Raw genomic sequence first — 13196 nt, 5'->3', positions numbered from 1 at the left:
CCGATTCACAATTTTTGCAATTAGTTCCCGGTGAAGTTGTCAATGTTGCGGGTGTATTGGATGATGAAGATTTCGATACCTTTTCAGTAACTCGGGTTGATGGTTCGCCCGTAATTCCGACTGCGGTTGCTCCTCCGCCCGCTCCTGTAGGTGTTCCTCCAATGGTTGCTACAACGGTGACAGGAACGGTAATTAATTTAGTCGATAATGATGAATTTCTGCTCGATATTAATGGCAGTCCGCTGTTAGTTGATGCCAATTTACCCGATTCACAATTTTTACCGTTAGTTCCCGGTGAAGTTGTCAATGTTGCGGGTGTATTGGATGATCAAGATTTCGATACCTTTTCAGTAACTCGGGTTGATGGTTCGCCGGTAATTCCGACTGCGGTTGCTCCTCCGCCCGCTCCTGTAGGTGTTCCTCCAATGGTTGCTACAACGGTGACAGGAACGGTAATTAATTTAGTCGATAATGATGAATTTCTCCTCGATATTAACGGCAGTCCGCTGTTAGTTGATGCCAATTTAGCGGATTCACAATTTTTACCGTTAGTTCCCGGTGAAGTTGTCAATGTTGCGGGTGTATTGGATGATGAAGATTTCGATACCTTTTCAGTAACTCGGGTTGATGGTTCGCCCGTAATTCCGACTGGAGTAGCTGGTGGACCCGGTGTAAATTACGATTGGGATGACGATTGGAATTATGACTAGGATAATTACTAAAAACCGTTATAGCAGATTAATGTGTCTGGAATTTTGGAGGAAGAAACCAATGAATTTAAAAAACAAAATTTTTGGGGCTACAATCATTTTGAGTACGACTCTATTTTCGTTGAATTTACCGAGTCTTGCTCAAGTTCCCATTCAAAATTTACAACGGACTCCAGGTTTAACAATTTCAGGAGAAGTAACAGGAGTTTGGGGAAATAATTTTGTTGTTAATGATGGAACGGGGCAAATCTTAGTCGATGCCGGGCCAAGTTGGTGGCACTCTATTGATGTCTCTGTCGGGGAACGAGTAACCGTTGTGGGCGAGTATGATGACGATGATTTTGACCGAAATCAAAGCGGGATACAAGCCCCGTCCTAAAGGACGGTTAACCTAGTTGATTCATAGTTATTTAGGTGTACGTTGATTAGCTACATATTCTTTGAGAACATTTAGCGGTGCGCCACCAACAGATGAGGAAAAATAACTAGGACGACCCAATGCAGTCCCATTAAGTTTCTTGTATCCGGCTTTTCCATACATTCGGCTTGAAACCCCTTTTAAATGGTTAACAATAGTTGAGACAGAAAGTTTAGGAGGATACTCAATAACAACAATATGAACGATTTGCTGCTTCCCCATTGAATTCAATCAACTTGAAATCCATTTGTTCAGCAACACGTTTAAACGACTGGTGAATAACTTCTAGGCTTTCACTTGTTAATATCTGTTTTCGGTACTTTACTACACAGACGAGCGTGAATTTTCAGGTCTGTAATGCTGTGTCTTCCTTTCCTTAACTTCATTGTTGTTGTTGCAGACCAATAGTATGATGATAGTATGAAATCAAGATACCAGTACCGAATCTACCGTGCGACTCGTTCCTATCAAAAGTCCAACAGACGTGGATAGGGCAAGGTGATAAACCTTGACAACTCAATAACCGTGATGGTGAAAGCCCATCCCTCCAGATGGTGGAGTGACAGCATAACCCCTTCCTGTGGAGAATGGTCATCAAAGTGGGAAAAGCGGGGTTAAACGGCAGTAATGATGAATCTGACATCAAATCCTGTCTAACACCTAACTATGTGTTAGACAGGAACTTCCGTTAGAAGTATCGTCACGGTAATCCAGCCCACACAGATTATTGGCTGGCAACAAAATGTTAATAAGCTAACGTACTGGAAAAAGGTAGAGTTTAACCAGAACCATCTACAAAGCTTCGGTACAGAGGAAGACACTAAGGTTAGAAATACGGTTATTGGGAACGAATTAACCCCTACAAATCTCTTAGATGAGGTCGAAATCTAAGTAGTAACCAGCGTAAGATTTGTCTGGGAAGGATTGTGTAAGAAGCAAAAGCCTATCTGTAATGGATAAGGATAAGCTGACGTACACACTGTTCAATGGAATGAATAGTCTTAAGTAGCAACGAAAAAGTTATGAACACGGTTGAAAAATCGATGTATGAATGGAAGGACATCAATTGGCGAAAAACCGAAAGATGTGTCTTTAAATTGCAAAAAAGAATATTCAAAGCCAGTCAACAAGGCAATGTCAGATTAGTCCACAAATTACAAAGGCTACTCCTAAAAAGCTGGTACGCCAAACTGTTAGCCGTTCGACGGGTTAGCCAAGATAATAAAGGCAAGAAAACCGCAGGTATCGATGGTGTTAAATCCTTAATACCAAAACAAAGAATGGCACTTGCCAATAACCTAAAACTTGGCAACAAATCAAAACCAACCCGCCGAGTATGGATACCCAAATCCAACAGGGACGAAAAACGACCTCTAGGAATTCCAACCCTGTATGAACGTGCTTTACAAGCATTAGTAAAACTAGCGTTAGAACCCGAATGGGAAGTTAAGTTTGAACCTAACAGTTATGGATTTAGACTAGCACGTTCAACCCATGATGCCATCGGAGCAATATATTCATGTATCAATAAAAAGGCTAAATATGTCTTAGATGCTGATATAGCCAAATGCTTCGACAAAATAAACCATCAAAAACTGTTGGCAAAATTACAAACTTACCCCAAGTTGAGACGACAAATCAAAGCTTGGTTAAAATCTGGGTTCATGGATGGAAAAAAACTGTTCCCTACCAACGAAGGTACGCCACAGGGCGGTGTAATTAGCCCATTATTAGCAAACATAGCCTTACACGGTATGGAAGAACATATCCTGCAATACGCAGACAAACAAAAATGGAAATACCCAAACGGTAAATCCATGTCAAACAGAGATAAAAGACAAAGCATATCGTTTATAAGATATGCGGACGACTTTGTTCTTATCCATGAAGATCTAGAAATTGTTCAAGAATGCCAGCAAATAATAAATGAATGGTTAGCTGAAATGGGACTAGAACTTAAACCTAGTAAAACAAAAATATCCCACACCTTAAATCAACATGATGGCAATGTTGGATTTGAATTTTTAGGATTCAACATAAGACAATACAAAGTCGGAAAGCATCATGGAGCTAAAAACACACAGGGAAAACAACTAGGTTTTAAAACCCTAATTAAGCCAAGTGCTGAAAATGTCAAAACTCACCTAAGAAAATTAGGAGAAATAGTAGACAGTCACAAGTCAGCCCCACAGGTTGCCTTGATTAAGCGACTTAACCCAATCATAAGAGGATGGAGCAATTATTACTCACCAGTAGTAAGTGCAGAAACATTCTCAGATTGTGATTACTATTTCTTTGAAAAAATCAAAAGATGGGCATACAGAAGACATCCCATGAAAAATCGAACTTGGATAATGCGTAAATATTGGCATACCGAGAAAAATGATAACTGGGTATTCAGCACAAGAGAAGGAGAAAATCCTTTGAAAATGGCAAGACACCAAGACACAAAAATCGTAAGATTTGTCAAGGTAAAGGGCAATAGAAGTCCTTACGATGGGGACTTAATCTATTGGAGTAGTCGTTTGGGTTCTCACCCAGAAATGCCAGCCGAAAAAGCGTTTCTCTTGAAGAAACAAAAAGGACGCTGTACATACTGTGGATTACACTTTCAAGATGGAGATCTACTAGAAACCGACCATATCATCCCTAAATCAAAGGGTGGTAAAGACAACCGAGATAACAAGCAGTTACTCCATCGACATTGCCATGACCTTAAAACTACAAAGGATGTAACTGGTACTCAAGACAAAGAGCCATTGGAGAGAGGAGCCGGATGAGGTGAAAGTCTCACGTCCGGTTCTGAAGCCGAGCCAGAATGGTGACATATCTGGCTTAGGGCAACCAACAACTGCGCAACAAACCAAATTAGCCAAACTTTTTGGTTGTTGTCGGGTTGTATGGAATGATGCCTTAGCGCATTGTATTGAACTCTATAAGGCAGGAGAGAAGAAACTGAGCAATTCTCAACTCCAGAAAAAGTTCATTACCCAAGCCAAGAAAATGGTAGAACGGGAGTGGTTGCGCATAGGTCTCTAATATCCCTTTACAGCAATCGCTTAACGACTTAGAACAGGCTTATAATAACTTTTTTAAGTCGTGCAAAGGTAAGCGGAAGGGAAAGAAAGTTAGACCACCTAAGTTTAAAAAAAGAAACACTAAACAATCAGCTAGATTTAGAGTTGGTGGTTTCAAATTGAAGGAAGACAAGATATCTTTATCCAAAATTGGCAAACTAAAGATTATCTGGTCAAAACCTTTGCCCAATCCGCCTTCATCGGTTACTGTAATTAAAGATGCAGCTAACCGTTATTTCTTGAGTTTTGTTATTGAGGTTAATCAACAACTCCTACCTGAATCACCTAACAGCGTAGGAATTGATTTAGGAATCAAGACGTTTGCTGTACTAAGCACCGGAGAAAAAATAGACGCACCAAAACCCTTAAAGCATAAAATTAAACGACTTAGAAAACTTAACCGCAATCTGTCTCGAAAACAGAAAGGTTCCAATCGGTACGAACGAGCAAGAGTAAGGAAAGCCAAGCTCTACGCTCGGATGAAAGACACCCGTAAAGACTTCCTGCACAAATTGTCAACCCGAATAATTCACGAAAACCAAGTGATTGTTTTGGAGGATTTAAACGTTGCAGGGATGGTCAAGAATCGCAAGCTATCTAAGGCTATTAGCGATTTAGGATGGAGACAGTTTAGAACTTTTATTGAGGGTAAGGCTGAAAAGTATGGCAGAGATTTTCGAGTAATTAGCCGTTGGGAACCAACAACTCATGCATTGTTCGTATTGCGGTTTTGTTGGTGGCAAATTAGACCTTTCTGTCAGGGAATGGACTTGTTTAAGCTGCGGGACAGTTCACGACAGAGATAGTAACGCAGCAGTTAATATTTTGGTCGCCGGGGGACATTCGGAGACTCTAAATGGACGTGGAGGCAAGCGTCAGACTTTTGTTAAAGAAGCGGCAGCCGTTGAAGCGTCAACCCACCTAGAAAAACCTGTGCAGTTATCAATATTTGATATTTTGCAGTAGGTTTTCTGTTAGGAATCCTCTTCGTTCACGGAGAGGAGGATGTCAAGCCTTTTCCATTACTTACCCAGACGGAAGCGTAATGAATATTCGTCCAACTTCTGGGCCTCCCCCTTGGTCGGGTGGTCGTCGAGGTCGCTAAAGGAATTGATGTAGACACAGAGGCGCGACGGGGCGTCTGTTGAGATCACTCCAGGCTTAGAACGAATTCGATACCAATTGTAACGGTCCGAGTCCCAACTCTTGGGGAGAAAGCGATCGCACTTCTAAGAGTGCCATCATATCTTTAAACCCAGGCTGACCCCGTGAGGCTCCAGTTAATCCCATGGCAATAATTAAACCACACCAGCCTTGAGTGTTCTGACACCGTTGTTCCCATTTTTGACGGGCTTGTTGATGGGTGGGGTCATCTTCGATAAATTCACCCAAGAGGTGTAGATCTCCATCTTCGGTTCTCAAAATTCCTAGATCGTAATTACAACCTGCCATCGGATCTTCGCCAGGATTAAAACAAATTCCAGTCAGTCCTCCGGCTTTTTTTAAAGTCTGGATCAAGGTTTGGGCTTTCGGTTTAGAGGTTTGAATTAAAATCACGGGTAAACCCTCACCGTCTTGGGGAATATCAATTTCTGAGGCTTGATGAAACTGGATGTGATTTCGCAAATATTCTGCGGTGTCCCAAGGCATGACACCCAAACTCAAAAAAGACTTTGGTGGCACCAGATCATCGCGCAAAATCGGCATTTCTAAATCTAATTCGTCTTCATCCTCACTGTCGGATGTGCTGGCTATGTCTAACAGTTCGCTTGCGACTTCGGGCAGAGTTGCCACTGTTACCATGATTTGCTTTTTCTGGGAATCAGACTTGAGAAAGGGGATACGATAGCGACGAGAAAGGGCTGGAAACTGGTGAGACTTGAATTTTTGCCGAAAGTCTCGCAGAAAGCGATGTAGAGCTTCTAGGGTGACTAATACTGTTGCGGCTTCTTCTTCGTAGAGAATAGAACGTAACCCTTCTAGCGGGTGTAAATTACCAAAGCTGGGTTGAATTTCGGAAATGGACAGATTGGCTAAATTCTCGTCATCCTCATCTTCATCGTCTTCAAAGTCCAACAGGGATTCATAGGTGACAAATAAACAGTCTTGAGTTAGGAAGGCTTCTTCTAGGTTATCGTGAGGCTGATGTTGCACGACTCGCTCCCGAAACTGTTTTAAGGAGTCTAAAGAACGATACATCAATATGCCATAATCCATCCCTAATTTACCCAAGGTGGAAATGTATAGGGTGGTTACATCAAATTCATTGAGTTCGATAGAGAGAATTTGGTGTTCACCCAGTTTTTCCCAGGGAGCATCCTGCCAAATGGTGTAGGCTTTTTCTTGCAGAGTAGAAGCGTGTTGAGGTGGTAATTGAGGCGGACGATTTTCTGCGACTTCTTGGAGTCCCCGAAAGATTTCATCAATGAGGGGCAAATCCGGGACATATTCAATCGTGATTTCCAGATCTTGGAGAACCCCCCGCAAGAAAAACTGAATTTCGCGATCTTTGACCACAATTTTTTGAGGACGAGCCGCAGGAGTCGGGCTTTGAGGATGTTCCATGGCTCGCAGTAAGGTTCGCACGGTTACTTCCGGCCCCAAGTTAGAACCGACCATATCCATCGCTCGTACCATTCCTTGAGAGCCATCGACCCAAATAATACATTCGCTACTGCCTGAGTCATCTCCTTCGAGCTTAGAACTGGACTCCGAAGACACCGAACGGCGATCACCTTCCCACACACTAGGAATTTGAGGTAAGTTTTGTAGCCGACGTAGAGTTGTGAGATTGAGACGTGCCATCTAATACAATGTTCCCATTGGCAATATTAATATTTGGGGGCTTCCGAATCAGGAAGGGTTCCGCCAAGTCACACTTTTAACATTTATTGTAAGCTTAAGCTCTGACACTCTCATTGACAAGCTTGATGCTGGCCTGGAGATTTTGGATTTTTACCCGGTTGACTCAACTCGGATGAGCGAGAAGTCTAATTCCCGCTACGACTGAGTTCACACGGATTTAAGAAGGATTTGAGTTGGAGTTTTACTTCTACAGACATCGAGATCTCAGAAAGATTTCTAGATTTGACCAACGGTCACAGCAGCGGACAGACCCCGAACCCGGAGGGCGGAGTAATCTGTGACTTTGTTGTTTTTTTACTTGACTGATCAACACACAACAATTGGTTTCATTGAGATCGAGTCAGCCTGACCCGCACAATTCAAATAGTTTAACATCTGATGCACTTTTCGGTGATCCGGTGTGATCAGGATTCTTTGGGAGTTGAGGAGGTGGGGCGGAGGGGAGATAGGGAGAGAGAGAAAAACAGGAGCGACCTCACGACTTTTGACTTCATTATGCTCGGCTTCTTAAAGAATTGGTAAAATACAAGCATATAGAGAAGAATGACCACTGTAAATTAAGGAGTCGGGACAATCGATGACACAAGCCACTCAGTCTCAAACTCAAGGAATTCAGATGACCGATACTGCGGTCAAGCAAGTTCTCATGCTCCGAGAAAAGCAAGATAAAGATCTTTGCTTGCGCGTCGGTGTCCGTCAAGGAGGATGTTCTGGAATGTCTTATGTGATGGACTTCTGTGATGTTAGCACTATTCGAGATGATGATGATATCTTTGATTATGAAGGGTTCAAAGTCGTTTGCGATCGCAAGAGCATTCTCTACATCTATGGTTTAGTGCTTGACTATAGCGAGGCTTTAATTGGTGGAGGATTCCAATTTACTAATCCTAATGCTGCTCAAACTTGTGGCTGTGGAAAATCCTTTGCAACTTAGAACCGTTGGAAAATTCCCCAAACCTGCCCAATTGTAAACTTTTGTTTGCAACTTCTAAGAACTGCACAGTTTGAGTGACGATAGGGAGTTGGCAAGATCACATCAGCCTGATGCTTGCCTTTTGCCTATCGTTCTCTAACTTGGCTGAACTGATTAATGATTATTGTGTGCAAGATTGTTGTCCGTTTGATCTTATGAAAACTCCTGAAGAACTCTTTCAAGAAGGTTTTGACCGTTATCAAGCTGGAGAAGATCCTCAAACTATTATTCCGATCTTTCAGGAAGTTTGTGATCGCGCTCCCAAAAATAGTAATGCTTTGACCAGTCTGGCTTGGTTATATTTACTCACTAATAAACCCTCATCGGCCTATAAAGCGGCAAAATCAGCCGTTAAACTCAACTCCCATGATCCTCAAGCTCGGATTAACTTAGCGGTGGCGATGCTTGATCTCGAGAAAAAAGGGGTTCGTCCTCATATTGAAGTCGCCCAACAAATGATTATGGCGGACTCAGAATGGCTCGATGAAGTCAAGAAAAATTTTGATGACGGTTTGACTCGAAAACCCGAGTGGAAAAGCCTGGTTCGTGTTCAAAAATGGTTACTAGAAGTTTAAACTTTTCAAGTAAGTATATTTACCTTTGGTGGAGTTAAGGAGGACCCTGAATTTTAGGATGAGATTGATGTCAATAGATCGGGGTTCTAAGCTTGACTGGACTAGGGTTGAAAGATGATTGAGAGTTTAAGGATAATGTCGAGTTGTTTAGGTTTTGTAACAATTAATAACATAAATTTATCCAAAAATCAGCCCACCAATGATAAGATTTGGGAACTTCAGACATTAACAATCTTGATTCACGGTTGACAGTAATTTTTGATAAAGCAAGGAGTTGTGAAAGCTATGACTATCGATAATCAAGTCCACGTTAAAGCAGAAACCCGTAACCATAAAGGTTTTTTTGTACAGCAAGCCGCTTACCAGCTCAAGAGTATTGATGATTCAGGCTGGGCGCTGATTTGTTTAGATGATGCGGTTTGCTACTATGTTGATCCCGATAACTTAGAAGCAGACGAAGACGATGATTCAGAAGAATCTGAGAGTTAAATAACATTTCACTGATAAATACTCATTAAAAGAGATTTACTTTTGACATATAGACTGGGTTGGGATAGCTGTACTGAAAAAAAGGAACAGCTATTTTTTTGTGAAACCGAAAAGGTGTAACATAGTATGAAGATAGTCAAATTTCAAAATACAGTTTTCCCCAGTGCAGAATACTGCTTCTTCCTCCGCTCTGATACCCGTCGCTGAATATTTTAAACTGCTTTCTGAAGTGAGTCGCCTGCAAATCTTAAACTGTTTGAGATCCAGAGCGATGAATGTTACCGAGATTTCCGAAGCCACGGGTTTAGGACAAGCTAACCTTTCAAAACATCTGAAAATTCTGACTCAAGCGGGGATTTTGTCGCGTCAACCCGTTGGGGTTAGCGTTTACTATGAAATTAATGATCCCCTCATTTTTGAACTGTGCGAACTGGTTTGCGATCGCTTAAGTGATCGTATTCAACAGCAAGCTGAAGAAATTCAACAACTCAAAATCCTACATTCTAGCTAGCCGTGCGCCATCATCCGAGTTGATGAAATGACGATTGTATCTGTTGGTTGTAATTCCCGCAAACATTAACCCCGCACCCACAAAACCACAATCTTTATGTTTTTATATTACCATATAGTAAGATAATGATATATTTTGCAGGTCAGTTCCTATGGGAAGAAAACAACAGCTAATTTTCTCAGGCTTTTTAATCTTGATCTTGTTATTAACGCTTAACTTGAGTTACTCTCAATCTGCTGAAGCTGTAATCAGACAACAACAAGAAACCCCGGAACAAGTTCTTTATCAATCTCGCCATACTTTACGGGATAATACGGGAAACTCCTGGCAAGTTATCCTGTTTAAACGAGTAAAATCTGGGGAATTGCGTGAGATTAATTTGCGTTTAGTTGGGTTTCCAGGTGAGGTCAAATTTGCTCATGTCAAACCTTTGAAAATTAAGGATGCTGACAAGATTTTACAGGCGGATGATGTATTTACCGAAAAATCTCCGGCTCCAAATGTGGGTCAATATAATTTGAAACCAATTTTATCTCAACTGTCAAGCAATCATTTAATTGAATTGGAATTACCGTTAGAAAAAGAGCGAATAGTTAAAGTTCCTCCTGCTGTTATTTTAGAATGGCAAAGCATTTAACTGTAAACTGTAAACGGTAAAAGATGGGTGACGCAATGCCAACCCATCCTACAGTTTAGAGGAATTGTAAGCTAATTTTTGCCATTCGATTTCGCTTTGGAATTCGCCTGAGTTTTGGCTTCTAGACTTTCTAAGCGACTTCTCAATTCTTGGTTGTCTTTTTTCACTTTATCAAGTTCTTGTCGCAGTTGTTTGAGCGCTCGATCAGAACCGACATTTTTCTGCACCTTTTGAACCGCTTCTTCAGCTTTCCGGCGAACTCGTCCATCCAGGGTTTGATCGGCTAAATCATTTAAAACAGCAATGGCTTTTGGCGTTTCCATCTGTTGTAAGGCGACAACAACCGCAACTTGAGTCAGGAAAAAATCTTCTTTTGAGAGTTCTTCCAATCGCTGTAAAATGCGTTCAAGGTTAATGTTATTTTGACCAGATGAAATCGTTCCTAACGCTCGAATTGCGGCCAAACGTAAGGCTTGATGAACCGTAGGATCAGTATATTTTAAGATTAAATTCAGAGCAGGTTCTGAGGTTTTCATCCGACTTAAACCAGAAATCGCTGCTGAACGTAATACCTCATTCCACCCTTCTCGTTCTTGCAATACCGATTCTAACAGTTTTATTCCCCCTTCTTCGGTGAGTGTTTCATCAGGATTTCCAGCAACCATTTCACCAATAGCGGTAATCGCTGACGCCTCAACGTAGTAACTGGCGTCTCCGTTTTCAACAATGGATTTTACCGCTTGATAACTGTCGGGTGTTTTGATTTTAGCTAAACTGTTAACAACCGCCCGACGCACTCTCGGTTCAGAATCTTCTAAGCCCCCAATTAATCCTGCAAAGGCTTGATCCAATTTAATTTTATTGAGTTGCTTGGCGACTTCAACCCGTACCCCCCAAAACGGTTCGTCTTTGATGGCTTTGGAGAGGGTTTTCACAACTTCTAATCCCCCTTTTCTCGCTAATGATTCCGCCGCAAAAATACGAGAAATCGGATCAGGATCATATTGTAATTGGGCTTTGAGTTCAGCCACTGGATATTCTAAACTCACCGTTTTGAGGGTATTATTTCCCGCATCAAAACTGATCAATTTTGGTTTTTCAGCGAGGGGAAAATAGAAGCTTTGTTCGGCTTCATGGATACGAACCGTAAAGATCTGAAACTGCGGTGCAGGTTGATCTGGAGACTTAGATAAATAGCCGAATGCTATCGGAATTTTTAAGTCAAATAAATTGCGTTCACTGGCTTTTTCACTGTTTTTAGCTTGCTTTTGCTTAACGGTAATTTTAGCCAGTTTATTTTCACCATCCCAACTATAAGAGACTTTATAATCTGGATGACCACCCCGATATACATATTGATCAAATAAAAACAGCAAATTCCGTCCAGTTGATTGGAGAATTGCCCGCAATAAATCAACAGTTTCTACTGTTTTGTGAGCATTGTTTTGAACGAAAGTATGAATCGCTTTTGTGAACAATTCATCGCCGAGTTCTGTGCGAATCATGTGATAAACACAAGCCCCTTTTTCGTACAGATGACGATCATAAAGTTCAATGGCTTCTCGATAAATATGAGTGACAATGGGGCGACGATACCGAGAACGATCTTCTGATAAGTAACTCCGGGTTTCATTCAGTCGATAATAGGCGGCTTCCTCTTTTCCATATTCTTGTTCTGTCCACAAAACTTCTGAATAAGTCGCCATTCCTTCCTTGATCCAAGCATGAGACCAATGTTCAATCACGACTAAATCACCAAACCATTGATGAGCGAGTTCGTGAGCGACTAAACTTTCTGTATTGCGGTTATCAATTGCTGCTTTTTCATCGAGTAAACAGCGATCTGTTAGCAAGGTTGTTGAGGTATTTTCCATCCCCCCAAAGATGAAATCATCGACACAAACTTGAGCATATTTCGGATAGGGATAGGCATAGCCAAAAGCTTGAGAGAAAAACTCAATCATTTGAGGTGTTTTTCCCATGCTACGACGAGCATCTGCTTCCCGGTTTTTTTCAACGTAATAAATAACAGGAATATTCTTCCAATGATCTTGAATTTCCGCAAAATCACCCACCGCTAATGTCATTAAATAAGTGGGATGAACTTGTTTTTGTAACCAATGATAGATGATCTTTTCACCCTGAGTTTCACGGCTGAGAAGTTCGCCGTTAGAAATAGCGATAAAAGGCGGAGTTACTTGCACCCGAATTTCTGATGTAGCGAGTTGTCCGGGATAGTCGAAGCAAGGAAACCAAAAACGGGAGTCTTCGTCTTCGCCTTGCGTCCAAACTTGAGTGGGTTTCTGGGGATAATGGGCGTTGGGAGTGATAAAATAGAGTCCACGCTGAGGTTCATCAACACGGTAGGTGATGGCAATCTTGATGGGTTTGTCCGCTTCTGTCGGCTGATTGAGATAAATTTCAAGTTGTTCACCATCATAGTCGAAGGATTGATCAACTTGATCAAGTTTCACCGCCTCAATTTCTAAGTCAACCGCATCAAGCCTCAGTGTTTCAATTCCACTTTGCACGGGTTTTAAGGTAATGGTACAATCCCCGTGAAAGGATTTGTTGGGAATATCTAACACCAGGTCAAGAAAAATGTGTTCAACTTGTCCAGGGCGGTCAGGGTTGTAGTGTGGACGAGCGCCAGGTAGCTCAAAGGATTTTTGGCTGTCGGTCTCGGTATCAAAATAAGAGTGCAACATTTAGTAACTCTGAAGCTACAGTAAAAAAACAAACAAAACACCTATGTTTGTTGCTCTATTATAGATGAAATATTGCAGTTTATGTTAGAACTTGTTGTTGCCATCTGAGTCGGTGAACGGTCGGGTCGCAGATGTTGATTTTAGCCTGGATGATCACCGGAGATCTCTTTGAGATTGATGGGGTCTGAACTCTATACCGTTTTGAGGATTTGATCCTATTTTTGTCTAGACCG

At 41.6% G+C, this 13196-nt stretch carries 12 protein-coding genes and 2 pseudogenes; 11 read left to right on the top strand and 3 right to left on the bottom strand.

Going from position 1 to position 13196, the window contains the following annotated elements; all coding sequences use genetic code 11:
* Both M595_RS31220 and M595_RS17635 read left to right on the top strand, forming a co-directional pair.
* Nucleotides 1–710: pseudogene (locus M595_RS31220) on the top strand (hypothetical protein); the annotation flags it as partial.
* A gap of 61 nt (nucleotides 711–771) precedes the next feature.
* Nucleotides 772–1089 carry a hypothetical protein gene (locus M595_RS17635; RefSeq protein ID WP_023067728.1) on the top strand — a complete coding sequence of 106 codons (318 nt, stop codon included), beginning with the start codon at nucleotides 772–774 and terminating at the stop codon, nucleotides 1087–1089.
* A gap of 27 nt (nucleotides 1090–1116) precedes the next feature.
* Here the strand turns inward: M595_RS17635 and tnpA are convergent.
* A pseudogene (tnpA, locus tag M595_RS17630) lies at nucleotides 1117–1514 on the bottom strand (IS200/IS605 family transposase).
* 636 nt (nucleotides 1515–2150) lie between these two features.
* On the opposite strand from tnpA, the gene ltrA reads away from it, so the two are divergent.
* From ltrA to M595_RS32905, 4 genes are read left to right on the top strand one after another with little or no spacing between them, the layout of a single operon-like run.
* Nucleotides 2151–3908, top strand: coding sequence for a group II intron reverse transcriptase/maturase (gene ltrA / locus M595_RS17625; RefSeq protein ID WP_040484283.1), 1758 nt, complete (start codon nucleotides 2151–2153; stop codon nucleotides 3906–3908).
* Nucleotide 3909: 1 nt separating this feature from the next.
* Nucleotides 3910–4167, top strand: coding sequence for a helix-turn-helix domain-containing protein (locus tag M595_RS32910; protein ID WP_338041654.1), 258 nt, complete (start codon nucleotides 3910–3912; stop codon nucleotides 4165–4167).
* A gap of 1 nt (nucleotide 4168) precedes the next feature.
* On the top strand, nucleotides 4169–5011 hold the full coding sequence (locus tag M595_RS17620; protein ID WP_338041655.1) for an RNA-guided endonuclease InsQ/TnpB family protein: 843 nt from the start codon (nucleotides 4169–4171) through the stop codon (nucleotides 5009–5011).
* A complete protein-coding gene (locus tag M595_RS32905) occupies nucleotides 4914–5171 on the top strand; it encodes a zinc ribbon domain-containing protein (protein WP_338041653.1) in 258 nt (85 codons plus the stop codon). Before M595_RS17620 ends, M595_RS32905 begins: the two co-directional genes overlap by 98 nt.
* Nucleotides 5172–5366: 195 nt before the next feature.
* On the opposite strand, the gene M595_RS17615 is transcribed toward M595_RS32905, so the two are convergent.
* A complete protein-coding gene (locus M595_RS17615) occupies nucleotides 5367–7010 on the bottom strand; it encodes a DUF6930 domain-containing protein (protein ID WP_023067726.1) in 1644 nt (547 codons plus the stop codon).
* A gap of 637 nt (nucleotides 7011–7647) precedes the next feature.
* Between M595_RS17615 and M595_RS17610 the strand changes: the two genes are divergently transcribed.
* From M595_RS17610 to M595_RS17590, 5 genes are all read left to right on the top strand, one after another.
* Nucleotides 7648–8004, top strand: coding sequence for a HesB/IscA family protein (locus M595_RS17610; RefSeq protein ID WP_023067711.1), 357 nt, complete (start codon nucleotides 7648–7650; stop codon nucleotides 8002–8004).
* A gap of 194 nt (nucleotides 8005–8198) precedes the next feature.
* Nucleotides 8199–8618 (top strand): tetratricopeptide repeat protein, encoded by a 420-nt coding sequence (locus M595_RS17605; protein ID WP_023067679.1) that lies wholly within the window; start codon nucleotides 8199–8201, stop codon nucleotides 8616–8618.
* 285 nt (nucleotides 8619–8903) lie between these two features.
* Nucleotides 8904–9107 (top strand): hypothetical protein, encoded by a 204-nt coding sequence (locus tag M595_RS17600; RefSeq protein ID WP_023067685.1) that lies wholly within the window; start codon nucleotides 8904–8906, stop codon nucleotides 9105–9107.
* A 163-nt stretch (nucleotides 9108–9270) separates the two neighbouring features.
* Entirely contained in the window at nucleotides 9271–9618 is a 348-nt protein-coding gene (locus M595_RS17595) for an ArsR/SmtB family transcription factor (protein ID WP_040484282.1), read from the top strand.
* Nucleotides 9619–9835: 217 nt separating this feature from the next.
* A complete protein-coding gene (locus M595_RS17590; RefSeq protein WP_238987092.1) occupies nucleotides 9836–10255 on the top strand; it encodes a DUF3122 domain-containing protein in 420 nt (139 codons plus the stop codon).
* Between the two features lie 71 nt (nucleotides 10256–10326).
* Here the strand turns inward: M595_RS17590 and M595_RS17585 are convergent, their stop codons facing one another.
* Nucleotides 10327–12963 carry a M1 family metallopeptidase gene (locus M595_RS17585; protein ID WP_023067708.1) on the bottom strand — a complete coding sequence of 879 codons (2637 nt, stop codon included), beginning with the start codon at nucleotides 12961–12963 and terminating at the stop codon, nucleotides 10327–10329.
* Nucleotides 12964–13196: the final 233 nt, after the last annotated feature.

The sequence above is a fragment of the Lyngbya aestuarii BL J genome (genome assembly GCF_000478195.2).
GTDB classification, from domain to species: domain Bacteria; phylum Cyanobacteriota; class Cyanobacteriia; order Cyanobacteriales; family Microcoleaceae; genus Capilliphycus; species Capilliphycus aestuarii.
The sequence above is the reverse complement of the archived record's forward strand: the minus strand, read 5'-3'. Positions and strand labels throughout refer to the sequence as shown.